Origin of the sequence: Psychrobacter urativorans (genome assembly GCF_904846695.1) — a bacterium.
Lineage (GTDB): Bacteria > Pseudomonadota > Gammaproteobacteria > Pseudomonadales > Moraxellaceae > Psychrobacter > Psychrobacter urativorans.
Genome location: NZ_CAJHBR010000006.1, coordinates 86,981 through 111,532, shown reverse-complemented (window position 1 = coordinate 111,532; position 24,552 = coordinate 86,981). Strand labels below are relative to the sequence as shown.

The following is a 24,552-nucleotide window of genomic DNA, read 5'->3' as shown; positions in this document are numbered from 1 at the left end:
GTATTTAGGCGTATTTAGGCGTACTGACACCTACATAGGCTTCACTTTAGTGACGCTAACAAAACAGCTTTACTCTGTAGCATTATAAACCGTGTCCACAAAGTAAATAAATGCTATCTATGCTTGCTAGATTTTTGTTATTTTGCCATGCTACCTTAGTTGTGCTTAGCTGATAATATCCATTATTAAGCCAAGTATGTTCTAAAAGATAATGTTTTGGTAGGTCTTATGGCAAACCCTGTTACAGCCGATTTAGTGACGCTTCGAACCCAATACCTTCGTGTTATGTTAATGGGTGTCAGCGCGTTCGTCATCAATACCACAGAATTTGTTCCGGTAGCTTTACTAAGTGACATTGCCAAAGACTTTTCTATCACTACCGCCCAAACAGGTTTGATGTTGACCCTTTATGCTTGGGTCGTGGCTGCTATGTCGCTACCGCTCATGCTGTTGACCAGTAGGCTTGAGCGTAAGCGCTTACTATTGGCGCTATTTGTAGTATTTATCGCCAGTCATGTACTGTCTGTTTTTGCTTGGAGTTTCCAAGTACTGCTCATTAGTCGAGTTGGCATTGCGTTTTCACACGCTATATTTTGGGCAATTACTGCCGCTATAACTTTGCGCGTAGCACCTGAAGGCAAGAGGGCTATGGCACTTAGCATACTAGCGACAGGAACTTCCTTAGCGCTAGTGTTGGGCGTTCCTATAGGCCGAGTATTAGGCCAATGGTTTGGTTGGCGTACTACTTTTGCGGGCATAGGTATTCTTGCTTTTGTGGTATTTATTCTACAAATAAAATTACTGCCAAACTTGCCTAGTATGTTTGATGGCTCTTTTAGAAAGCTACCAGAACTCCTTAAAAATCGACTATTAGTTTCGTTATATATCTTTTGCTTTGTAGCCTTTAGCGCTGACTATGCCGCTTATTCCTATATCGAACCCTTTATGAATCGGATCGGCTCTCTTAGTGAAAACTCAGTCACCTTTATACTGTTACTATTTGGTGGTGCTGGCCTTATTGGTAGTTATATATTTGGTCGTTGGAGTGATAAATCCACGCCCATGATGATGCTGGTTTCTATAGTACTGATATTAGGGTCTATGTTATTGATGTTATGGTCAGTCAAATCGATATGGTTATTTAGTATGGTTACCGTGATTTGGGGTACAGCCATGATGCTATTAATGCTGACTGTTCAGACCAAAGTCATTGAGATTGATATCAATGCGCAAGATATGGTGATGGCCATGTTCTCGGGCGTTATCAACTTCGGTATTGGGGCTGGGGCGCTACTGGGTGGCTATGCCGTTAGTTATATCTCATTGTCTAGCGTAGGTTTCGTAGGAGCTGGTATTGCAAGCTTGGCGCTCCTACTTATGGTGGTTATGCTAAGACGCTTTCCTGAGTTGCGTTAGAAGTTAGTGTTAAAAAATATCTAAGATAAAATTTAACTAAGTTAACTTTAATCGGCCTATCTTAAGAATATATAGTCAATCCCTTATACAGTATTAGAGTAACAAATAAGGTGCTACTGGGATGAATTTTGTGCAATCTCTACAAGCGCAGCATGCAAGCAAAATTTATACCAGTAGCAGGCGGTAATAGCTGCCCTGTTTTTATTTAGGAGTAGCTAGAGTAAAAGTGCCTTTCCTGTTATAGCTGCTATATTTTTAGTCGTTATATTTTAATCTTTATTTTTTTGAAAACATTAGATCTCAGCCTCAATTTTGACACTAGTCATGATCGAGCGCACTTGGCAGGGCTTAATTAGCTTGATGACGTCTGCTAACTTGGGCTTAGCGGTTAAACCAAGCCAATAACCAAAACCAATTTGGGTTAAGTCTACACCGCTATGAGTAGTATAACTGATGCCCCCAGCAGGGCGACTATTGATTTCGAGGACACGATGCACGCCCTCATCATCAGCCTTAGTCTGTACACTTACGATACCATCACAGCCAAAAGCTTTGATCAAAGGAATAACCACTTCCATCACTGATTCTTCATAGCCTATATGTTGGATTTTGCCAGTTTTATAACGGGTTACAGCAGCTAGCACTTCGCCATATTCACAGACTACATCGATAGAGTATTCTTGTCCTGACAGATAAGGCATTAATAGCATCGGAATAGGACGCTCTTTGATCATTTGACTGTTGTCATAAGCGGCTATAAATTGCGCAGTATTAATCTTCTTCTCTTCAGTAAAATAAAGGTGCTCAAAGCTATCATAAGGCTCATCACAGCTCTTACCAGTATCCAGTCGCCAAAACCCTTGGGCAAAGATACCTATAACAGGTTTGACACATAAAGGCTGATGGTCATGCAGCGTTAATAAAGCTTTTAGCTCAGCAGTATTATCAAAGCGCCAAGCGGCTGCTACTGGAATATCATTAGCATGACACTGCTGCATAAAAGCAAACTTGTCTTCTATCGATGCCAAAGCTGCGACGCTAGTAGCACCTGTTAACAGTCTGATACCTGCAGCTGTAAAGGCTTCACGCTGCGCCTCATAATCTATGCCATTACGACCAGTGAGCAGCACTTTGACATTATTGCGCTTGGCATTTTCTAACACAAACTGCCAGCGCGGGATAGTAATCGAAGGTTGAGATGCTATCTCTTCATCCGCCACAGTAATAGTAGGCTCCCTATATACCTCATCAGCATATTCAAAAATCTCGGGACGATCATGACGATGTGAGGCAATGATAGTGAATGGCACAGGGCTATGAGATTTCAATATTTGTAAGCTGGCAAGCATATCACGTTGGCTAGATTGACCTTCAGCGAGCCAAACGGCTGCTTTTGAATTACTAGGGTTAGTAGTTTGGTCAGTAATGGTTTGACTAGTGCTATTGTTTACAACGTCATTCATAACTTTCTCAGGGTTGGCTTATCAGTATTGAGGTCAGGCTAAGTAGTTGAGAGATTATGCGCAAAACCCACTGTAGATACAACAGTAAATGGTCATAAATGCAGCTTTGAAATCTAACAAAAAGACAGTATAAGCAATACTATGATTATTAAGGTTAGGCTTCAACCGAGCAAGACAGTCGCTTTATTCATGCTACTATAGGTCAATGCTAAAAACCCTGTTACCCCTTAATTATAACGACTTTAAAGGACCAATAGTATGAGCCAAAAGCTGATTGCTGGAGCCAATGCGCCGCTACCAACTGATAATATTAGCATCCGTATCTTGAGCCAGAGCTCTATTGACTGCGCCGCTTATCGCTTAACCACACAAGGTAAAGTGCGCGGTGATGGCGACATGATTTTTTATGGACAGACTAGTAGCGATGATAATAGTGTGAGCTTTCGCGGTCATGATAGCGATGGGTTCTTCGATATCAATTTATCGAGTCAACCTGCCAATATTGATAAGATTGCTTTAGCGTTTTCTAGCGCCCAAACGTTGGCCCAAATTGGTGATGTAGATATTCAAGTATTGCAAGGCAGCCAAGTATTAATGACTTGTCAGCTCAGTAGCGCTGGACGCAACGAGAAAGCTATCATCTTAGCAGAATGTTATCGCCGTCAAGGTAATTGGAAGTTCCGTTTTATCGCTCAAGGCTTTGAGGGCGGGCTAAAACCTTTATCGGAGCACTTCGGGGTAGAGATTGCGGATGAAGCACCTGTACCTGCCGCAGCTATCAACACCTCAAAACCTGCGCAAGCCAATGCTGCCAATAGTCCACCACCTATTCCGGCAGCTTCTTCGATTAACCTCAGTAAAATTACTTTGACCAAAAATCAATCCAGCATTAATCTAAAAAAACGCGACGATTTTGGTAAAATATCAGTCAACTTAGACTGGAATCAACGTCCAAATACGGATAAGGCTGCCCCTAAAAAAGGCTTGCTAGGCGACTTGTTCAAGCAGCATGGCGCTAGTGGTATTGATCTCGATGTTGGGGCAATGATCCACCTTAAAAATGGCGAAAAGACTCTGATTCAAGCCCTAGGCAATCGCTTTGGCAGCTTGCAGTCAGCCCCTTATGTTTGTTTGCGTGCAGATGATAGAACCGGACAAGTTAGTGGCGGTGAATGGCTAGATATCAATGGTCAGCAGTGGGCACAGATTGAAGAGGTGTTTATCTTTGCCTTTATCTACGAAGGCGCACCCAATTGGGCTCAAACTGATGGGGTAGTGACAGTGCATGTTCCTGAGCAGCCACCGATCGAGACTCGTTTAACTGAAGGAGCTGGCAACTTGCCAATGTGTGCGATTGCACGCTTGGTAAACCAACAAGGCAGTATCAACGTTGAGCGTATTAACCAGTACTTTAAAGGCCATCAAGAGATGGACAAAGCCTTTAATTGGGGCTTTAGTTGGAAGCGTGGTCGCAAGTAAGGTTTTTAGCACTAATAATAGGTCAATTACACTCTAGTGACGATTTTGGCAGTCGTTGCTAGAGTGGTCAGTACTTGTTAAACCGCCTATATATTTTCAAGCCTTTATTTGCCTTAAACAACGCTTATGCTTCAAAAAATTGTCATGTTCTAAGCAGCTTATATGCTCTAAAAAACTTAGATACTTTAAACACCTGCTATGTTCTAAACACGTTTTAGGCATGCAGCACCTCCTATAGCCACTATAAAAATGAGATATTTCGATGTGGGAAATATTGCTCCAAATGCTCTCAAGAATGACCCTCATTATTACTATTGCTTATCTAATTACTAGACTGCCTATATTTAGAAAGATGATTTACCAGAGAGTCGGCATAGGGGGATTATTCGTATTAATAATAATATTCGGTATGTTCGGCGTCATCGGTAACTATACCGCTCTTGTGGTAGAGCCTGGCAATCAAAGTGTTGTATCTAATTTGTGGAACCCTACGCTTCAGACAAATAATGCAGTAGCGGACACACGAAATATCGGCATTATTATTGGCGGTTTCTTCGGCGGTCCAATAGTGGGTATAGGCGCATCCATTATTGCTGGTGGGCATCGGTTATTAATGGGTGGCTTTATCAGTGAGGCTACTCTTTGGGTATCTATCTTAGGAGGCTGTCTTGCAGGATGGTTTGGTTACAAGTGGCGCGAAATGCGATTTATTAAACCCAAGTACATGTTTTTTACCAGTATTGTCATTCTAACGGTCCAAATTTTGGCTATTCCCTTTATAGCTGACAATCATCGTGCCGCCTTTGAATTAATTAGTTTTACAGGCCCCCCAATTATTATTGTTAATGGTATAGGAATATGGATCTGTGCCATGATTTTTTATAACGTCGTACAAGAAGAAGAGAGAACCAGAGCCAATCAAACCGTTAAAACCTTTTCAATTGCTGACCGCACTTTCTCCTTATTTCGAGGGGGTTTGAATGAGAAATCAGCTAAAGAAAGCACTAAGATTATCAAGCAATTAACGGGAGTCGAGCATGTTGCGATTACTAGAGGTATTCGTGAGCTGGCTTATACTGGGTCATTGAGTAATCACAAAAGACACGAACAAGAAGATTTGGTCTTACGCAAGCAGGTTTTAGCAACTGGCAAATCAGTGTTAAGGGAACCAAGAGCAAAATGGCTGTTTTCTAAAAAATCTAATAGCAGAGCCTTTATAGTGGTCCCCTTTTATGTCCATGATAAAACCATTGGTACGATCACTTTTTACTACGCAAGCTCGACTCACATTACTTCCGTTGAAAAGGAATTGGTTGAAGGTCTTGGTAAGCTGTTCTCAAATCAACTAGAGCTTGGTGAGATTGAACGTCATAATTTATTGCTACAAAATGCAAAAATTGAGGCATTACAAGCACAGATACAACCGCATTTTTTGTTCAATGCCCTTAATACCATCGTCGCTTTATGTAGAATTGATCCCATGCTAGCTCGAGATTTATTACTGCACTTATCTACTTATTTGCGCAACAATTTATCAGGTATTGCTGATTTTTTAGTACCGATCAGTAAGGAGATGGAAAACGTACAAGCCTATTTGGCTATTGAACAAGCACGTTTCCCAGATAAATTTGAGGTGCATATAGCAATAGATCCTGAGTTGATTGACTATGGCATTCCACCTTTTATCATTCAACCTTTGGTAGAGAATGCGATAAAGTATGGCGGATTTAAAAAGACAAAAGCCAAAGGTAAAGTGAGTATTGACATTAAGAGAGTATCAGAAACCTTGATCTCAATTGAAGTAGCTGATAATGGTGTTGGGGTGGCAGCGGATCGAATAGTAGATTTGGGTGAGCGAGTGGTACAGTCATCTAAAGATGGCAGTGGTACGGCATTATTTAACATAAAAGAACGACTTACCGCATTATATAGTCAAGAGGCTTGCTTTGTAGTAAATAGCGATATGGGTAAAGGGACTAAGGTTATAATTATATTGCCAGTTGAACACTAAGGAAACGTGTCGATGAATGTATATGTTATTGAAGATGAAGTGCTGGCTAGACAAGAATTGATTTACCTACTAAAGGAGACAGGTAAGATCAATGTTATTGGTGAAGCTGAAGACATGCATCAAGCTTTATGGGATATCAATGACAAGCAACCAGATGCCGTTTTTTTGGATATAGAACTCGAGAACGGCAACGGTCTTCAACTTGCCAAACAATTTCGCAATATGAAAAAGCCACCTATGATTGTTTTCGTGACTGCTTATGATGAATATGCGCTGGACGCATTTGAATTAGATGCTATAGATTATATAGTCAAACCCATTGATAGAGTGCGCCTGCTAAAAGCAGTGAATAAGTTAGTGAAGCTGAGTAGTACATCTTATACAGAGAGTAAGGTTGAGATTTTGCCCTTAGTTAGTAAGGACAAGAAACATAGTATTAGTATAAAAGAGGAAGATCGAATTATAGTTATCAATACTAAAGATATCTTATATATAGGAACAGAAAATCGGCAAGCTTATGTTCAAACTATAGAAAAAAAATATATAACTGATACTTTACTTTATAAAATGATGGATAAGCTTGGTGATGATTTTATTCAAGTGCATAGAGGCTATATCGTCAATATAAAACAAATAGCAGCATTAGAGCCTTGGTTTAATCGAACCTATTTAATTATCCTAAAAAACGGCGCTAAAATCTCGGTAAGTCGTTCTTACGTTAAAGTAGTCAAACAACTTCTTGAGTTATAAAAAATAAGGCGGGTAGATGTAATAAACATTTACCCGCCTTATCTGAACAAAGCTATTTAATAATTGGTTATGACCAACCAATCATTTGAGCGACAATTAACGAGCCAATGGCAATCATGGCCCAAACGGCAAAAAGAGGTAAGAAAAAGCGCATCCATTTTTGATAAGGCACACCAGCGATAACTAGGGCCGCCATAAAATATCCGCTGGTAGGGAAGAGAACGTGGGTAAAGCCATCGCCAAGTTGATAGGCTAGTACCGCTGTTTGTCTAGTTACGCCAACCAAATCAGCAAGCGGTGCCATGATAGGCATAGTCACTAGAGCTTGGCCACTGCCAGAAGAGATTACAAAATTAATTGCAGTTTGGACGAAATACATACCAACAGCTGCAAGCTCAGGGGGCAAGTCTCCAACTAAAGTCCCTAAAGAGTGTACAAGGGTATCCATAACGTTGCCATCTTCTAAGACGACAGCGACTGCGCGAGCTAAGCCAACGATAAACGCGCCCATCAATACATCTTTAAAACCTTGGTTAAATCCATCACATATCTCAGTTAGCTTAAGACCAGCAATCATTCCAACGACGATGCCCATGATGACAAAGAGTCCAGACATCTCTATCATAAACCAGCCTTGCTGCAGCACGCCGTATACAAGTACTGCAAATAGAATGAGCGTGGCATAGGCAGCTAGCTTCTGACGAAATGTCATGGTAAGAGCAGTACCACCAACAATTTGATTAAACTCTATTCTCTTTTCACTATCCTCTTCATAGACATAACTTTTTGAAGGATCTTTCTTAATCTTCTTCGCATATCTTATAATAAAGAAAATCACAGCAGTGACTGCTAAAACAAATACGATTGAACGTAATCCCATTCCTGAGAATACTGGTAATCCAGATAGTTTTTGTCCAAGCCCTGTGTTGATTGGATTAAGCACGCCAGCACTAAAACCCGCACCAGTGCCACATAATGAAATCGCAGCAGCCGTTACCGAGTCATAGCCTAAAGCAATAATCAACGGCATAATAACTGGGATATAGACTAATGATAATTCGGGTGTACCAATTAGGGTGGCAATAAAAGCAAATACAGTAGTTAAAACGGCTATTAGCAGTAGACCATTATTGGCAAATTTACGCGCTAGTTTATCAACGACAACTTCAATAATTCCCGTCCTTCTAAGAACCATAAACATACCACCGATGATGAATGTGAAGAACACGACTTCACCGGCATCGATAAGACCCCTAGGCACAGCAGTTAAAAATTCGGTGACCCCAACAGGCGTTTGCTCTATCAGATGGTAGGAGGTGGCATCAATGGTTGTTCTACCTTCTGGTCCAAGGACACGGTCATATTTACCAGAGGGTATAAAGTGGGTAAGAATAGCAGCGATGGCACTGAATACAAATAAGATGACATAGATATGCGGCATCTCGAAATTCTTCTTTTGCCCCACTTTTTTATCAACGCTCGCAATGCTATCAATTTTATGGTCTGACATTTTTTTACTCCAAATAATCCGTTTTAGAGAATATGACTTATACGTCCTGTGTAGGTAAAACTGTATTATAAAAAGTACTGACAGTGTTGGGAATCATACGAAATGGTCATATAGACGACGAGTTGTACATCAGGAGTAACGAGTTGCTCATTAGTGTTATATCCATAAAGCATCAAAAGATAACCAAAGTCTTGAGTTAAGGCTTTATTGATTAGTAGGGTAGGCAGTAGTAGAGCTAAAAATTGATAGTTATAAGGAGCAATAAAAAAGCCCAGCTATTTTAAATAGCTGGGCTTTTTTATTGCTCTATGGTGATTAACTAAGCGTGCGGAGAAATGGCCGGCATCAAGTCATGAAAGGTACGACCAGTAGCAGTTTCGCCAATAGCGTGCATTTTCCACTCATCATTATGACGATAGACTTTAGCCATGATCATAGCAGTATGAGTACCTTGCGATGATAAGTTATAACGAGCTACTTCACTATTATTATCCGCATTAACAATGCGGCAAAAAGCGTTTTCTACGGTCTCAAAGGTTTGACCAGTAAAACTGTTTACTGTAAATACTAGTGAAACCACATTAGCTGGAACTTTTGAGAGGTCAACATTGATGACTTCATCATCGCCATCGCCATCGCCAGTACGGTTATCACCTGTATGTAGGATACTGCCATCTTTGGACTGCAATTGGCTAAACCAAATGGCATCGACGGCTTGTTTATTGCTATCGAACATAATGCAAGAGGCATCTAAATCGATAGAATCACCGCCACCGCTACCGCCGCCAAACAGCTTACCTAAAAATCCGCCTTTCTTCTCTGGCGCTGCTGATTGTGCAACATCCCAGCCTAAGCCTAGCTTAACTTTAGTAAGCGTACCGCCGGCTTCTTTGCTTAAGGATATTTTCTGTCCCTTTTGTAGACTAACTGCCATGTTATATTCCTTATACTAGTCATTAAAATGAATTATTAGAAACGAGCTCTTAAAAATAAACGGTTAATAAAATAGAACTTATAACTTATAGTGCAGCATTTATAAAAGGTTACCTAGCATGCCACTGTTACCGCCACGACCTCCTGAGCTAGTGCCTAGGATACTCTGTAGCCAGCCTTGATAGCTGTCACGATTTCTGGAACAAATAACAACCTTTCCGTTACCTGAAAAATTCAATACCATACCTTCACCGCTAGTAACTGAGTTGATGATATTACTCATAAAGCCTTTTTTCTTACTAGTAGCGACGGAGAGCTTATACTCTAAATTTGAATCCCAGCAAACCACATGACCATTATCGATAATGACATCTTTACCCGGGGTTACTTCAATCTCAAATAATGAGCCAAAACCAGAAACTACTACCTGACCATTACCTTGAGTCTGCATAACCATAAAGCCGCCGGTATCCCCGAATACAGCCCCACCAAGATTGCGTTGAATTTTAGCTTTAACATCAACACCGGTTTGTGCCGCTACAAAGGCACCGTCACTCAAAGTGTACTGCTGAGCACCGACATCTAGTATTTGCATATCACCGTCTAGAGTAGGAGCTAGCAAACAATCTCCTTCGCCATTGACTGCTTCAATCTGTTGCTGAAACAATGATTCATCGTTGGCAAAACGGCGCATTAGTGACTGCACTAAGCCGCCTTGCAGCTTACCTTTAAGCTCAAGGTTAGACTCCATCATCACCATTGCATTGGCTTCACAATAAATCGAATCGCCTTTTTTAAGATTACAATGTAGAAACGGTTCGATGGTACCGATTAAGCTGAATGTTGCCGCCATGGGATGAAAATCCTTATATCAATATTTTAATAGTGCTTTGCTAGGGTTTAAACAATTAGGGTTTAAACGATTATAATTTAACGGTATTTCTTTGTTTTTGTATAGCTGTTTAAAAAAAAGACTTTCACTAGCCCATTAATTTTAAAGCCATCAAATGTGATTATAAAACACAGTTGATGGCTTATTTTAAATTGGCTAAGTTAGCTTTTATTGTTAGACATTAACGCCATAAGATGAAGCTAATGGACCTAAACCGCCGCTGAAGCCTTGGCCTACTGCACGGAACTTCCAATCACTGTTATGACGATATAATTCACCAAAAATCATCGCCGTTTCAGTACTACCATCTTCTGATAGGTCATAGCGAGCGATCTCAGTTTGACCATCGTCATTCACGACACGGATATAGGCATCACCAACTTGGCCAAAGTTTTGGTTACGAGCTTGGCCTTCGTAGATAATGGCACAAAGCGCGACTTTACTGACATCAGCTGGAATGTTAGCTAGGTTTACTTTGATAGCTTCATCATCGCCGTCACCTTCGCCAGTACGGTTATCGCCAGTATGTTCTACAGCGCCATTGTCTGACTTTAAGTTATTAAAAAAGATAAAATCTTGATCGTTACGTACTTTACCGCTTTCATTGACCAAAAAGCCAATAGCGTCTAAGTCAAAATCTTGACCGTCAGTAGCACGTGGATCCCAGCCAAGACCAACGGTAATATTAGTTAAGCCTGGTGCTTCTTTTGATAAGTTTACGTTGCCGCCTTTCGTTAAGCTAATAGCCATAAAAATTGTCCTTTGATTTATTGATTGGATTGATTTTTTGTTGGAGATACTGGTACTAAAAATACTAAGTTCAAAATACAGCTTTTATAACCTTACCTACTATAGTGGTACTACTCATAATTTTACTTACTAGCTAGCTATATTAGTAATTATTATAACTAGCACTCACCATAACTAGCATTTATCATAATTTTTAGCTGCTATGTCAGAAATGATATCAGCAACTATAGTTGGTAAAGAGGCAGCTGCTTAGATAGCACTCATCTACTTGGACTAAGTGAATCAAGCCATAGATATATTTAAGTTTTACTATACTAAGCGCTTACAGACTAAGCAAGTCGTATTTTGTGCATATGTATTACACTTGTATCGTAGTTGAATTATGAGTGGTTCAAACCTTAATCAACTCCTGCTAACTATAGTGAATATGTAGTATTAAGCTCTATAAATCTCAAATTTTAAGCCCTTGTTAGCAAGTCCGGTCAATAAGTGTAAAGGCTATAGTCAAAGTATTGTTTACAAGGACAGCGTTGCGCAGGATAGAGCTTACACAAGGTGAAGAGGCTCAAACTTTGCGCTAGAATCACTTTAGCCATAAGTACCATTTTGCTTTATAATAATGCGCTCTCAGGTTCCCTCAACCCTGATTTAAAAAAAGGACTCTTTGATGAGCATCAGTAATATTTCTATCACTCCGCTTCAATCCATACGCTACAGCCGTGCTTTATTCTGGCTAGTCGGCCTCCATATCTTTATCATTGCTATCAGTAATTATCTGGTGCAAATACCTGTCGGATTATTTGGTTTTATCACTACTTGGGGAGCGATTACCTTTCCGTTTATCTTTTTGATTACTGATCTGACCGTACGTATATTTGGTCAGCAGTTAGCCCGAAGAATTATATTTTTCGCCATGCTTCCGGCGCTGGTTATCTCCTATTATTTCTCTGTAGTCTTTGCAAACGGTCTATTTGTTGGCCACGAGAAGCTATTAGATTTTAATCTGTTTGTGTTTCGCATTGTCTTGGCAAGCTTTGCCGCTTATGTGATTGGTCAGCTGTTAGATATCCAAGTCTTTAACAAATTGCGCCAGCTTAAAACTTGGTGGATTGCACCCCTTGCATCAACGTTTATTGGTAATTTGATCGATAGTCTGTGCTTTTTTGCTATTGCCTTTTATCGAAGCCCAGATGCCTTCATGGCGACCCACTGGATCGAAATTGGCACTATGGACTATCTGTTTAAGATGGTGATGGGGGTGTTGATCTTTTTACCGCTGTATGGTGTGGTATTAGCAAAGTTGCAAAAGATGCTGGCAGGGAAGTAGAAACTAGATGGTGGCTATAGTCAGTTCATTGTAAAAATGATACAGCGAGATTGAGATCGGTTATTTGCAGCCTCTGTCGGCGTAGGCGCAGGTATAGGTATAGGTATAGGTATAGACACAGCAAGCAAAAAAAACTCTTTACAGTCTTGTGTCATAAAGTGAAGTATCTATTCTACCTGGTATCGACTATATAAGTGGACTGCTGACGTTATTGTATATCGCCAGCAAAAACATGACTGATGCTGTATAAAGTATCTGTATAGCAAAAACTGGGTAGCAAATACCGCAGAGCAACTACTAGTATCAGGTTATCGGTTTGTTTAATTGATAGCCGAATATGACTTTTGAGTACGTTCCACTGTCAGCAAAATATTTATAATCTGCCTCTATTGTTAGCCCATCAACTTAACCTAGGCTTCGCCTGACGCACAAAATGGCTGCGCTTTAAATTCGCCAGCACCAATCCCAATAAAATTAACCCCATCGCCAACATCTTCCACCAAGTTACCACTTCACCAGTGAGTAGCACCGACGTTATCATGCCAAATATGGGCACGAGTAGCGCAAACGGTGTTACCTTTGAGGCGTTATTTTCACTCAATAACAATGCCCATAATCCAAATCCAACTAGGGTAGAGATATAGACAATAAAGACAAGTGCCCACCAAGATTTTATTGAGGCGTGCGTAAATGTAGCAACTTGCCAACTATCGGTCTCAAATATTAATGAAGCAATAGTCAAGATCACACAGGCTATTAAGCCGCCCCAAACCACCAGCGATAATGCTGATAATGGCGCTGACTGTGCAGTAGTTACTGGCGCTAGACTTACTCCTGTATTAATAGGTTGAGGTGTATTTGCAGACAGTGGCCTTGCTGCCTGACTCGAAGCCTGTTTGGAGGCAATATTGCCAAAGCTCCAGCCTGTAGCGGCAATCAAAATACAAATAAACCCAAGCAGCGGCATATCCCCGCCTAAGTTGGTCGCAATCACCGCCAGCCCCAATACGCCAATGACCATCCCCACAAGCTGCATTCGGCTAACAGGCTCACCCAGCATAAAATAGGCAAGCGATACAGTGATAAATATCTGTAATTGCAATAGCAGCGCCGTCAAGCCAGCTGAGGCACCAAGGTGCATGGCAGTGAATACAAAGGCGTATTGCATCACAAAGGTGCCGATGGCATAAATTAATAGGGTGCGGTTAAACTTAGGTGGCTTGATAAATAGCACCAAGGGAATGGCAGTAAAAAAGAAACGCATGGCGCTCAGCATCAGCGGCGGAAAGCTCTCAAGCGACCAAGCAATAAAGGTAAAATTGATACCCCAGATTAGGGTGACAATGACAGCAAGCGCAAGGTGTAGTGGGGTCATTGATTATCCTTTGAGTTGGCGTGTTCTGAGGGAGCAGCACGATAATAGCTAGACGGCGTACCCGACTCATTAAATGTATGCCAAGCTCTTCTCAACTGAACATCAGAGCTAAATCCTGTATTATTATCAATCGCACCATCCTCAGCAAAGTTGTGGCAATGGTTCAGTCCTCCTTTAAATAAAAGCTGCAAGTATTGATTAAAAGCACAGCTATTGGTTTAGCCTTAAAAGGACGTTGCGGTAGTACTGGCTATCATTATTTTTTGTTTGATAACCGCTATTGTACAAGCCTTAACATGCTGCTGCGATTTGCTAGGCGCCAATGACCGAACAGATTGGGACATTTTTATGCTATTACCACTTTATGGAGACTGGTTTAATTTTGCTGATTGAATCCTAAATAGGTTTTAGTAGGAAACTTGGTAGGTTGCTAAAAAGTATGCTGGTAGCAGATATAAGCATAATGGCTATGAAAGAGAATCAAATTAAAGACTTTAAAGTGATTCTCAAGCTTTTCATAGAAATAGCAGCTTCTTCTAACGGCTCTCTTGAGTGAGTGTCTAAGATGGCAGTTATAAGCTTAGCTGGCCTTATAAGCTACGTTATCAACCGTAGTGCCTACAAATTCATCGGCTTCGATAGATTTACCGAGAATACGGTTGCCAACGACACCGGAAGTGATAGAGCCACTAACATTCACTAGTGTGCGCATCATATCGATTAATGGCTCGATTGAAATCAACAGTCCGGCTAGCTCTAACGGCATGCCTAAAGTCGATAACACGATGATAGCTGCAAACGTTGCACCACCACCTACACCGGCCACGCCGAATGAGGCGATCATAGAGATGCCCACTACAGAAGCTAGAAACCCTGCGTTCCAAGGGTCAATGCCCATCGTTGGAGCAATCATAATCGCTAGCATGGCAGGATAAACACCGGCACAACCATTTTGCCCAATAGTAGCGCCAAAAGACGCAGAAAAGTTGGCAATAGGCTTAGCCACGCCAAGCTCATTAACTTGCGCATCAATATTTAGTGGAATTGAAGCGGCAGAGCTACGTGAGGTAAAGGCAAAGGTCAGTACAGGAACGATTTTTTTAAAATGCGCAATAGGTGAGCGGCCTGTCAACATGATAATAAACGCGTGCACTATTAGCATGATAAATAGCGCAACATAAGAGGCCAATAAGAACTTGGCCAATTGCCAAATAGCAGTAGCATCAGTGGTGACTATTACTTTAATCATCAATGCTAAGATACCATAAGGGGTCAAGCGGATGATAAAGCGCACCAGAGCCATGATCCAGCTTTGTAAGACATCAATAGTGCGAATAATGACTGCACCTTTTTCGGGATCATTCTTATTGACCGTCAACGCTGCCACACCCAATAAGCTGGCAATGACTACTGCCGCTATCATCGAGGTACTTTCTAACCCGGCGAATGTACCACCGATACTAGTAGGAATAAAGCTTAATATTAAACCTGGAATCGTTAAGTCTGCAACTTCCGTACTGCTCTCTACCATGCTTTGGCCACGAGCGATTTCTGATTGACCTTGCACGATTGAGCTGGCATCAAGATGGAATAAATTGGCGATAATAGCACCATCTAAAGCAGCGATACCGGTAGTAATAAGTAAAGTGCTGATGATCCAAAAACTCATTGAACCGATCATAGAGGCTTTTTCTAAGCGAGCAATAGCGGCCAATATCGAGATGAAGACTAAAGGCATAGCAATCATTTTTAATAAATTCACGTAGCCATTGCCGACGATATTGATCCAAGGTAAGAAGTCAGTCGTATCAACGTTAAGAGCTGAGAGTATCAGACCGTACACAACACCTAAAAATAGACCAACAAACACACTGCGACTCAAGGAATCACTTTGGCGGTGATAACGCCACAAGCCATAGAGCAGTAATATAAAAACAGCAACTAATAATAATAACATCATAATAAAGACCTTAAACACCGAAAAATATAAAGAAAACCTGAAAATCAATCTGGGTCATTATCCTGATCTAGCTCATAAGGTCTAGCGCTAAGTAACGATGTTGTTATTCCATTTCGTTATAAGCATCAAACAATTAGGTTATAAGTCTTTTTTTGTCTGGTTTATAGAGTTAACTATCCTACTAATCACCTCTAATTATCTCCTATGCTATATCTAAAGTATTAGCCATAAAAAAAACAGGCGGTAGCGAATAATTGCTACAGCCTGTTAATTTTCTGACAGTTGTAAATTAAATTGATTTAAATGACTAAATTAATCTAGCTGTCTGACCTTTAAATCAGGATCATTGGTTGCTTTTAAAGCTTCTTGTCGACGATGCTTAAGGGACGCTAATAACGCCCAACCGATAAAGGCAATACCGATAAGACCAGTGATAAGCTCTGGCACATGGAACTTCATCGATATCAACATAATAAGCGCTAAAGCACCAATAGCGTAATGCGCGCCATGTTCAAGGTAGATGAATTCGTCCAATGTACCTTTATCTACTAAGAAGATAGTCATAGAACGTACAAACATCGCACCAATAGCTAAGCCTAACATGATAACGATAACGTCGTTAGTAATAGCAAAGGCACCGATAACACCATCGAAACTGAATGAGGCATCGAGCACTTCTAAGTATAAGAAGCCGATAATCCCGCCTTTCATAATAGCACTACCTGCAGCACCAGTGCTGCCAGTACTACTGCCTTCACCCTCTAATTCTTCTTCTAAGTCGCCCTCTAACATACCAGAAATTACTTGCACCCCTAAGTATATTAAGATACCCCAGACGCCAGCTATTAGCACTGCAGCTGACTGATCAGGTTGAACCCAAGTTAGAGAAATCATCAAAATTACTAGCGCAACAAATACGCTCATAGCATCGACTTGACCAAATTTGGCTAAGCGGCTCTCAAGCCAATCAAACCAGTGTACTTCTTTATCATCAAAGACAAAGTTTAAGAATACTAGTAATAAGAACATACCACCAAAAGCTGAAATTTCAGCATGATGCGCTAGTAGCTTAGCTGAGTATTCTTTTGGATCATTCAAGGCCAAGTCGATAACTTGCATCATTCCTAAGTCAGCGGTGACAGCAACAATGACGATCGGGAATACTAGGCGCATACCAAAGACGGCAACCAAAATACCCACAGTCAAGAAAATCATCTTCCAAAAGTCATCCCAGCCTTTGAGCACTGAAGCATTGACTACTGCGTTGTCGAAAGATAACGAGATTTCCATAACTGCCAAAATAGCAGTAATCGATAGCGTAGATATGAGCCCGCTCATACCGCTATGTGAATACCCCCACCATGCGGCTACCGCTAAAGCGATAGCGGTAAAGATAAAATCTAAATAAAAATGTCTCATGACATGTCCTGTCTGATTGCATAAAGCTAATGTCGTTAAAGCTGGTTTGTCGCTGAGGAAATAACCTAGGCCTATACTATAAAAAGCAGCTATTGCTAGCTACTTTTTGAGTATAGTTATAAATAAAAATCAATAGAAAGATAAACCATTGCCGAAGGTTTTACTACTAAAAAATGCATAGTTTTGCAATTATTTGTACTTCATCCTTAGTCAACCCAAGATATGGGCTAAGGACTGTATATCAATTTTTTATACCCAGCCGCTATTGGATGGTCCACTATCTATTATAAAAATATCGAGACTAAATTGAGAATTAGATATCAACGCCATACTGCTGACACATAGCTTGCAGACCACCAGCATAGCCTTGACCTACTGCGCGAAATTTCCACTCGTTGTTATGGCGATAGACTTCACCGAATACCATTGCGGTTTCGACAGAGTAGTCTTCTGCTAAGTCAAAGCGTACCACTTCAGTGCCCGTTTCTTCATTAACAACACGGATAAAAGCGTTAGCAACTTGACCAAAGTTTTGACTACGTGCAGCCGCATCATGAATGGTAACTGTTACGACGATTTTGTCTACATCAGCTGGGACTTGAGTCAAGTTAACTTTAACCAATTCATCATCACCATCACCTTCGCCAGTGCGATTGTCGCCAGTATGCTCAACAGCACCGTTATCAGATTTTAGCTGATTATAAAAAATGAAATCGTGGTCGCCGCGCACTTTGCCAGCAGTACTCAATAAAAACACACTGGCATCTAGGTCGAACTCGGCCCCTGAAGTAGCACGTTCATCCCAGCCTAAGCCAATAAGTAATTTGGTTAAGTTAGGATCAGTTTTGGTTAGCGATAGGTTACCGCCTTTATTTAATGATAAAGCCATGGTTATGTCCTTTTTATTAGAATAAAATTATTTTAAGAGCAAAGAAGCTAAACGAATGAAGATATATATTATTTAGGAACGGTCTATCATAACAACAATAAATGACCCAATCAAAGCTGATAAGGTCATTGTTATTAAGGTTTATGTAGTTTTGCTATAAATTTAGCTGCTTTGCACAGCAAAATAGCTGGTTAGACGGCTTTGCTGTTGCAAGCGATCAGCGATGACGAATCTCAAAGCTCTGATGAATAGGTTTTTTAACATTGAAGTCGAAACCAATAGTCTCTTGAGTCACATCGACAATATCATAACGCTCAGTCAGCTGCTCATCGAGCTCAAAGCGGGTAAAGTTGTTAGAGAAATACAACACCCCATCAGCAGTCAGGCGATTCATTGCTCGATTGATCAGTGCTGAATGATCACGTTGAACATCAAAGGTACCTTGGAATTTCTTGGAGTTAGAAAAAGTAGGGGGATCAATAAAGATAATATCGAACTGTTCAGTATTGTCTTTAATCCACTCAAAAATATCCGCAGCGACGAACTGATACTTATTACGGCTAACATCAAGACCATTAAGCACGAAGTTTTGCTTACCCCAGTCTAGATAGTTTTGCGATAAATCAACGCTAGTCACTTTTTTGGCACCAGCAAGGGCAGCATGGACACTAGCAGTACAAGTATAAGCAAACAAGTTCAGTACCGCTTTGCCGCGGCTATTGTCTTTGATGCGTGCGCGCATATTACGGTGATCAATAAACAAACCAGTATCTAAATAATCAGTGAAGTTGACATAAAAATAAGCATCGTCTTCACGAGCGATATAGAATTTACCTTTCTTCTCGGTATTGCCTTGCTTACTATACTGGTCATTACCCGACTGGCGAGCACGAGTCTTGATAAACACTTGCTCACGGTTAATGCCTAAAACTTCACGGATACCCATCAAGGCTAAATTAAAGCGCTTTCTAGCGGTTTCAGGTGGGATAGTCTTAGGCGGTGCATACTCTTGTACGTGCACATAATCACCATATAGATCAATGGCAACCTTAAAGTCAGGCAGATCGGCATCATAGACACGTATATTGCTGACTTTCTCTTTAGTAGCTTGTTTTCTGAGGCGACCGAGATTCTTTTGTAGACGGTTGATAAAGTCTTGGCCTTCCTCAGTATCAATCTCACGCTTCTCAAAGCGACTCATTAGATTGCCAACTTGGCCAGGGATTAGCTTGCCGTAACGGAAATAAACCGTGATAGCACCATTATGACAACGCAGAGTTTTTGGCTCGCTAATAGGCAGAATATCGACTTGTTCGACATTGGAAGCCAAGATACCAACCATAGGATCGACGTCGCTACCAGCAAAGCTATCCTGCAGGATAAGCCCTATAGCCTGATAAAGAGGACGAATATTCTCCTCATCGCCTAGACGCTCACCATAAGGCGGATTGGTAATAATCAGTGGATTACTCAATCTACCGTCTTTGACCATCGGACTCAAAGTACTATTAAGTTGATCAAGGGCACGAGTCTCAAGGTCTATCAGCGGTAACAAGTCTTGTAAACCGGCGGCAATTAAGTTTTTCTCAGTAGCTAGTATCGCGCCACTATCGGCATCAAAGCCTAAGATTAGCGGTAGAGTATCCGGTTGCTCGCAAGCAATAGCTAAAGCGTCACGGAATCGGGTTTGTGCCTCATCCACCATCGCCATCCATAAGGTCTCATCGTGATGCTGCCACTGATAAAAACCAAACTGATTGGCGGCCTTATCAATGCCAACCGCATAATCGCAATGCATTAGCAGCGCTTCGATAATAAAAGTACCTGAGCCACACATCGGATCGATTAGCGCATTATAAAAAGGCGTGTTATCAGTCTCATTCTGCTTATGCCAGCCCGCACTGTATAACAGAGCTGCAGCTAAGTTTTCTTTTAACGGCGCATCGGTCATAGCTACACGATAACCACGACGATGTAAGCTAGTACCAGATAAATCTAAATACAGTTCGGCTTGCTTATCATTGACCGTTGCAAAAATAGCAAAATCTGGGTTTTTGCTGTCGACATTTGGGCGGCTGTCATAGACTTCATTAAAAGTATCGGCAATCGCATCTTTGATACGCAACATAGCAAACTGTTGACTGACCGCCACGCGCTTGTCTACTGATAATCGAATAGCAAAAGTCTGCTCAAGCTTAAATTGCTCAGTCCAATTGATCGACTTGGCTAGGCCATATAACTGCTCCGCTACATCATATTCAGCATTGATATTTTTGCGTTTGATCAGCATCAATACTCTAGAGGCCACCCGCGACCACAAGCAAATAGTATATAAATCACGCAAGGATCCGCTGACGTTTAGACGCCCTGTACTTTTGATTTCACTGGCGATACCAAAGCTGGTTAGCTCAGTCTGTAGTGGTGCTTCTAGCCCATCAGCACAAGTGATGATAAGCTCAAGCGCTAAATCTGGCGCTGCTACTGGCAATGAGGTTGATAAAGGCGCTTGCGCAGCTGCGGGCGTGGTTGGTTCGGTCATACGGATACCTGTGTCTAGATAAGCAAATCAGAAAATAAAGCGTTAGCGTTTAACCGGCGATTTTACCATAATTTCGGTCGATAAAGTTTAAAGCACAGAGGTTTAAGCGATATTAGATAACCGTAATAATGGTTAATAAAGCCAATACTCTAATAAGTCTAAAGCAACTCACTCTATTTTCTTTATCACCAAACTATTAATAATATGCCAATAGCATTAACAAGATAATCATAGCCGATTAGCATCCAACAGGGGTAAAGGGATAAGTTATGCGTGGCCTAAAGTGAGAGGGTCAGTTATTATCCTTCACCATTATTTTTAGCCAATAAGGTTTTGTCTTCTACAATTTGAGTAGTAGTGGCAAAAGGTTTAGTCGGGATAGGGTAGTCAACGTCTTTAGGCATAAGCAGACGCATATGCGGATAAGGAGTCGAGATATTAGCGTTGTCAAAGGCACGTTTTATAGCCTCTTGTAGGTTTTCCTTAATCTTAGGCATACGGGCAACTGATGCAGGTTTGACCCAGAATCTGACAATAAAGAACACCCCATACTCACCGATTTCAGCTACTGTGGCTGAGGTTTCAGGACGGCTCAATACTACCTCAGTATCTTCTAATATTCGCATGATTTCTGCACGCGCCGTATCGACATCATCTTCAAAAGCGATACGTACTCGAATATCGAAACGGATAAAGTTTTTGGAGGTGATATTAGTAACTTCAGAAGAAGCAACATTGGAGTTGGGGATGATAATAGTGATGTTATCACGAGTTAGGATATGAGTAGTACGCAAAGAAATAAGCACCACTCGACCTTCTTTGTCATTGATATTAATCCAATCCCCTACTTGGAAGGATTGCTCGAGCAAAATAGTAATACCAGCGATAAAGTTGGCCAATGTAGACTGAGCGGCAAAGCCGACTGCCAAACCAACGATGCCTAAACCGGCTACCAGCGAGACTATGTCGAAGCCAAACTGAGCCATTACGCTGGCTAGACCTAGTACTAATAGCAGTACGGATAGAATGTTTTTGAGTAGCTGTTCAATAGAAGCGTTTAGACCATAATGTTGCAGGACTTTATGAATGATCTGCCCTGATGAGGTCCATAATATGTAATAGATACCGGCCCAAGTACAAGCTTTGGCAGTCGCTTTGACAGTAGTAGGCTCAAAATTAATTTGGCTCATAATCGCAATCAAGCTAGCTACTATCCAAATATAGCGCAGGATGGAGCGAGCAATTTTGGCGCGTCGATCATTAAAGCGCAAACGCATCTTATTATGCTTAATAAAGTAAATAGTTAGCCAATAAAAAAACCCTAATACTGCGAGCAGAATTAAGATTTTTATACCTGTACTGACTAGCTCTACCGCATGCGATGACCAATCTAAAGTGTCTTCTTCTACTGAGCCACCAATCGCTAAATAGAGACTAGTATGCAAATCACGAATGATCTCTTGAAAAAACTCAGTAATTGTAGCTATTGCCATTGTTTGATCCATAAGGGTGGTAGGAATCAGCTTTGATTAGAAGTGTAGCTGAGCCACTATCTAAAAGCCATCTTGCTGTGCATCGTTGGGTTGACGCGAAATCGACATCTTATCTTGCACATCTCGCAAAGCAGTACGTAACCCTTCTAAAATAGTAGGGTGATAAAAAGGCATGTTGAGTAAGTCTTTAACGCTTAAATCATTAGTAATAGCATTGGCTATTATGTGACCAATGTACTCCGCATCAGGACCTACCATGCTAGCCCCTAAGATGGTATGGGTTTTTTTGCAACCATAAACGTGCAGCAGACCACAATTAACCCCCATAACACGGCTGCGTCCTTGATTATCAAAACTCACTTCACCGATAACATACTCAAGCCCTGAATTTTTAATTTCAGGTAGTGACATGCCTACATTAGTAATTTGCGGCTCACAAAAGACGATAGAAAAGGGCACGGCAGGAGCTCTAACGTAGGCATCATCATTGTCTTTACAGACAGCATTACCAGAGCTAAAGCCTTCATCGCTAGCGACATGCAATAACGGAATATGAGCATTAGCATCGCCGATGATATAGACGTCAAGATCGCCAATCTGACCAGTAGCGATATCTAAGTCTTGTGGCTTGTTACTATCATCAAGGACTACCCCTAGATTTTCAACGCCCAACTGCTCAATGTTATTACGTCGTCCAGTGGCTACTAAGACGTATTGGCCTTCCCAGCGGCTCTTGTTATCCTCTTTATCTTTATAGTTAATAAAGGCTTGGAGTTTTTTATCCTCAGTAGTCAAAGTCCCGACCTCAGTAACTTCAGTAGCCAGTTTCATGGTCAGATCACTACTCAAGCATTCAATAGCTTTTTGATTGATAGCTTCATCTTTAAGGCTAGCCACTCTATTGACATTATTGAATAGAGTCACTGCTACCCCTAAACGAGTCATAGCTTGGGCAAGCTCTAAACCTATCGCGCCCGCACCAATGACCGCCATTGATACTGGCAGATCAGAGAGCTCAAATATAGTGTCAGAAGTCAGGAGTGTAGTGCCTAAGTTATTTAGCCAATCGTCAGGGACAAAAGGAGAGCTGCCAGTAGCAACGATAATTTTATCAGCTTTGATTATTTCGTCGTTAACTTCAATCAAACCTTGCTTATTGATATAGGCCCGCCCAGATATCTTTTTGTCCGCAGGCCAGCCTTCAACTTGTTTTTTAACGCTATTAGCGAAGTGATCACGCTCAGCTTGAACTCGTGCCATGACTTGCTTACCATCGATACGTACTTCAGTATGAATACCAAATTGGTCAGAGGACTCAGCTTCATGAGCACGATTAGCAGCAGCGATTAATAGTTTGCTGGGCATACAACCAATAGTGGCACAAGTGGTTGTCCAAAACCCATCATTAATAATAACGATATTTTTAGTTATCTTGCTGGCTTGGCTAAAAGCATTTTGTCCAGCAGTACCAGCACCAATCACTGCAACATCGACATGGCGAGTGATTTTGGTAGTCGATGACTGGTCATCAGCCTTACTAGCAACTTGGTTATCAGATGATTTGCTCATATTATTCTCAACTTAAAAGTAATAATTTTAGGTTATATAGCTTAACGATAAGCTTTGATCGATTATAAATAGTTTAGCTATTATCTAATAATCAGCAATTAGATTAAGTAAAGCTACATAAGCACACAGCACTATAAATGTAGTAGGCTGTTGCAGAAATGTTTTTAACTGAGCCTACTACAACCTAAGCTTGATAACCAAGACACTATATCAACTAGAGCACTAGGTAATGCGCAGCTATTTATTAGGCTAAGGTTTCTAGCAAACGCTCAGCATAATCCTTAGCTCGTAAGTTGCGCTGGGCATGAGTGAGTACTCCTTGCTTATTAAATACAAAGGCTGAGCGCACTAGGCCGATAGTGGTTTTGCCATACATATTTTTTTCTTGAATCACATCGAAGTATTGGCATAGCTTCTCGTCACTATCACTGATAAGCGCAATTTGTAAGTCGTATTTTTCGATAAATTTTTGATGTGATTCTACACTATCACGAGACACACCAATGATGTCGTATTCAAGATCATCAAAAGCATTGAGGTGTTCAGTAAAGTCATTCGCTTGAATAGTGCAGCCAGGGGTATCATCCTTTGGGTAAAAGTAAAGAATAAGCCCTTTGCTTTTATGAGTAAGAAGGTCCACTAAGCTAATATCATCATGAATGAAATGCCCATCTAACTGGCGAACTAGGGTTACTGGAAAAGTAGGTAAGGTGATAACTTCAGTAGTGGCTTTAGCCATGATAAATTCCTTTTTATATTCATTGACAGAGTTAGCTA

At 41.0% G+C, this 24,552-nt stretch carries 18 protein-coding genes; 5 read left to right on the top strand and 13 right to left on the bottom strand.

Annotated features, from left to right (window positions below):
- Positions 1–228: 228 nt before the first annotated feature.
- Positions 229–1,416: a sugar transporter gene (locus JMY09_RS06265; protein ID WP_201622735.1), complete on the top strand. Its 1,188-nt coding sequence runs from the start codon at positions 229–231 to the stop codon at positions 1,414–1,416.
- 293 nt (positions 1,417–1,709) lie between these two features.
- Here JMY09_RS06265 and JMY09_RS06260 read toward each other — a convergent pair whose 3' ends face one another.
- Complete coding sequence (locus tag JMY09_RS06260; protein WP_227677204.1) at positions 1,710–2,765, bottom strand: ATP-grasp domain-containing protein; 1,056 nt, start codon at positions 2,763–2,765, stop codon at positions 1,710–1,712.
- Positions 2,766–3,137: 372 nt separating this feature from the next.
- Here JMY09_RS06260 and JMY09_RS06255 point away from each other — a divergent pair, with 372 nt between their 5' ends.
- The 3 genes from JMY09_RS06255 (at position 3,138) to JMY09_RS06245 (ending at position 7,119) form a co-directional block, all read left to right on the top strand.
- Positions 3,138–4,358, top strand: coding sequence for a TerD family protein (locus JMY09_RS06255; RefSeq protein WP_201622733.1), 1,221 nt, complete (start codon positions 3,138–3,140; stop codon positions 4,356–4,358).
- A 262-nt stretch (positions 4,359–4,620) separates the two neighbouring features.
- Entirely contained in the window at positions 4,621–6,369 is a 1,749-nt protein-coding gene (locus JMY09_RS06250) for a LytS/YhcK type 5TM receptor domain-containing protein (RefSeq protein ID WP_201622732.1), read from the top strand.
- A 12-nt stretch (positions 6,370–6,381) separates the two neighbouring features.
- Positions 6,382–7,119 carry a LytR/AlgR family response regulator transcription factor gene (locus tag JMY09_RS06245; protein ID WP_201622731.1) on the top strand — a complete coding sequence of 246 codons (738 nt, stop codon included), beginning with the start codon at positions 6,382–6,384 and terminating at the stop codon, positions 7,117–7,119.
- A gap of 67 nt (positions 7,120–7,186) precedes the next feature.
- Here the strand turns inward: JMY09_RS06245 and JMY09_RS06240 are convergent, their stop codons facing one another.
- The 4 genes from JMY09_RS06240 to JMY09_RS06225 all read right to left on the bottom strand — a co-directional run bounded on the left by JMY09_RS06240 (position 7,187) and on the right by JMY09_RS06225 (position 11,204).
- Positions 7,187–8,629, bottom strand: a complete 1,443-nt coding sequence (locus tag JMY09_RS06240; RefSeq protein WP_201622730.1) for a YfcC family protein — start codon at positions 8,627–8,629, stop codon at positions 7,187–7,189.
- Between the two features lie 319 nt (positions 8,630–8,948).
- The gene (locus JMY09_RS06235; RefSeq protein ID WP_201622729.1) at positions 8,949–9,563 is read right to left on the bottom strand and encodes a TerD family protein; all 615 of its coding nucleotides are present in this window, start codon (positions 9,561–9,563) and stop codon (positions 8,949–8,951) included.
- A gap of 99 nt (positions 9,564–9,662) precedes the next feature.
- A complete protein-coding gene (locus JMY09_RS06230; protein ID WP_201622728.1) occupies positions 9,663–10,415 on the bottom strand; it encodes a TIGR00266 family protein in 753 nt (250 codons plus the stop codon).
- Positions 10,416–10,628: 213 nt separating this feature from the next.
- Positions 10,629–11,204 carry a TerD family protein gene (locus JMY09_RS06225; RefSeq protein WP_201622727.1) on the bottom strand — a complete coding sequence of 192 codons (576 nt, stop codon included), beginning with the start codon at positions 11,202–11,204 and terminating at the stop codon, positions 10,629–10,631.
- Between the two features lie 667 nt (positions 11,205–11,871).
- Here JMY09_RS06225 and JMY09_RS06220 point away from each other — a divergent pair.
- Entirely contained in the window at positions 11,872–12,531 is a 660-nt protein-coding gene (locus JMY09_RS06220) for a 7-cyano-7-deazaguanine/7-aminomethyl-7-deazaguanine transporter (RefSeq protein WP_201622726.1), read from the top strand.
- A 400-nt stretch (positions 12,532–12,931) separates the two neighbouring features.
- Here the strand turns inward: JMY09_RS06220 and JMY09_RS06215 are convergent, their stop codons facing one another.
- From JMY09_RS06215 to JMY09_RS06180, 8 genes are all read right to left on the bottom strand, one after another.
- A complete protein-coding gene (locus tag JMY09_RS06215) occupies positions 12,932–13,906 on the bottom strand; it encodes an EamA family transporter (protein WP_201622725.1) in 975 nt (324 codons plus the stop codon).
- Between the two features lie 580 nt (positions 13,907–14,486).
- Complete coding sequence (locus tag JMY09_RS06210; protein WP_201622724.1) at positions 14,487–15,866, bottom strand: cation:dicarboxylate symporter family transporter; 1,380 nt, start codon at positions 15,864–15,866, stop codon at positions 14,487–14,489.
- 312 nt (positions 15,867–16,178) lie between these two features.
- A complete protein-coding gene (locus tag JMY09_RS06205) occupies positions 16,179–17,285 on the bottom strand; it encodes a DUF475 domain-containing protein (RefSeq protein ID WP_201622723.1) in 1,107 nt (368 codons plus the stop codon).
- A 313-nt stretch (positions 17,286–17,598) separates the two neighbouring features.
- Complete coding sequence (locus tag JMY09_RS06200; RefSeq protein WP_201622722.1) at positions 17,599–18,174, bottom strand: TerD family protein; 576 nt, start codon at positions 18,172–18,174, stop codon at positions 17,599–17,601.
- A 217-nt stretch (positions 18,175–18,391) separates the two neighbouring features.
- Positions 18,392–20,713 (bottom strand): bifunctional 23S rRNA (guanine(2069)-N(7))-methyltransferase RlmK/23S rRNA (guanine(2445)-N(2))-methyltransferase RlmL, encoded by a 2,322-nt coding sequence (rlmKL, locus tag JMY09_RS06195; protein WP_201622721.1) that lies wholly within the window; start codon positions 20,711–20,713, stop codon positions 18,392–18,394.
- 299 nt (positions 20,714–21,012) lie between these two features.
- Entirely contained in the window at positions 21,013–22,206 is a 1,194-nt protein-coding gene (locus JMY09_RS06190) for a mechanosensitive ion channel family protein (protein WP_227677197.1), read from the bottom strand.
- A 60-nt stretch (positions 22,207–22,266) separates the two neighbouring features.
- Positions 22,267–23,775, bottom strand: a complete 1,509-nt coding sequence (locus JMY09_RS06185) for a dihydrolipoyl dehydrogenase (protein WP_201622719.1) — start codon at positions 23,773–23,775, stop codon at positions 22,267–22,269.
- Between the two features lie 244 nt (positions 23,776–24,019).
- Positions 24,020–24,514 carry a peroxiredoxin gene (locus JMY09_RS06180; RefSeq protein ID WP_201622718.1) on the bottom strand — a complete coding sequence of 165 codons (495 nt, stop codon included), beginning with the start codon at positions 24,512–24,514 and terminating at the stop codon, positions 24,020–24,022.
- Positions 24,515–24,552 lie beyond the last annotated feature (38 nt).

Excerpts from the sequence above, each read along its gene's own strand:
- JMY09_RS06265 (WP_201622735.1), top strand. The coding sequence starts at position 229 with ATGGCAAACCCTGTTACAGCCGATTTAGTGACGCTTCGAACCCAATAC.
- JMY09_RS06260 (WP_227677204.1), bottom strand. The coding sequence starts at position 2,765 with ATGCTTGCCAGCTTACAAATATTGAAATCTCATAGCCCTGTGCCATTC.
- JMY09_RS06255 (WP_201622733.1), top strand. The coding sequence starts at position 3,138 with ATGAGCCAAAAGCTGATTGCTGGAGCCAATGCGCCGCTACCAACTGAT.
- JMY09_RS06250 (WP_201622732.1), top strand. The coding sequence starts at position 4,621 with ATGTGGGAAATATTGCTCCAAATGCTCTCAAGAATGACCCTCATTATT.
- JMY09_RS06245 (WP_201622731.1), top strand. The coding sequence starts at position 6,382 with ATGAATGTATATGTTATTGAAGATGAAGTGCTGGCTAGACAAGAATTG.
- JMY09_RS06240 (WP_201622730.1), bottom strand. The coding sequence starts at position 8,629 with ATGTCAGACCATAAAATTGATAGCATTGCGAGCGTTGATAAAAAAGTG.
- JMY09_RS06235 (WP_201622729.1), bottom strand. The coding sequence starts at position 9,563 with ATGGCAGTTAGTCTACAAAAGGGACAGAAAATATCCTTAAGCAAAGAA.
- JMY09_RS06230 (WP_201622728.1), bottom strand. The coding sequence starts at position 10,415 with ATGGCGGCAACATTCAGCTTAATCGGTACCATCGAACCGTTTCTACAT.
- JMY09_RS06225 (WP_201622727.1), bottom strand. The coding sequence starts at position 11,204 with ATGGCTATTAGCTTAACGAAAGGCGGCAACGTAAACTTATCAAAAGAA.
- JMY09_RS06220 (WP_201622726.1), top strand. The coding sequence starts at position 11,872 with ATGAGCATCAGTAATATTTCTATCACTCCGCTTCAATCCATACGCTAC.
- JMY09_RS06215 (WP_201622725.1), bottom strand. The coding sequence starts at position 13,906 with ATGACCCCACTACACCTTGCGCTTGCTGTCATTGTCACCCTAATCTGG.
- JMY09_RS06210 (WP_201622724.1), bottom strand. The coding sequence starts at position 15,866 with ATGATGTTATTATTATTAGTTGCTGTTTTTATATTACTGCTCTATGGC.
- JMY09_RS06205 (WP_201622723.1), bottom strand. The coding sequence starts at position 17,285 with ATGAGACATTTTTATTTAGATTTTATCTTTACCGCTATCGCTTTAGCG.
- JMY09_RS06200 (WP_201622722.1), bottom strand. The coding sequence starts at position 18,174 with ATGGCTTTATCATTAAATAAAGGCGGTAACCTATCGCTAACCAAAACT.
- rlmKL (WP_201622721.1), bottom strand. The coding sequence starts at position 20,713 with ATGACCGAACCAACCACGCCCGCAGCTGCGCAAGCGCCTTTATCAACC.
- JMY09_RS06190 (WP_227677197.1), bottom strand. The coding sequence starts at position 22,206 with ATGGCAATAGCTACAATTACTGAGTTTTTTCAAGAGATCATTCGTGAT.
- JMY09_RS06185 (WP_201622719.1), bottom strand. The coding sequence starts at position 23,775 with ATGAGCAAATCATCTGATAACCAAGTTGCTAGTAAGGCTGATGACCAG.
- JMY09_RS06180 (WP_201622718.1), bottom strand. The coding sequence starts at position 24,514 with ATGGCTAAAGCCACTACTGAAGTTATCACCTTACCTACTTTTCCAGTA.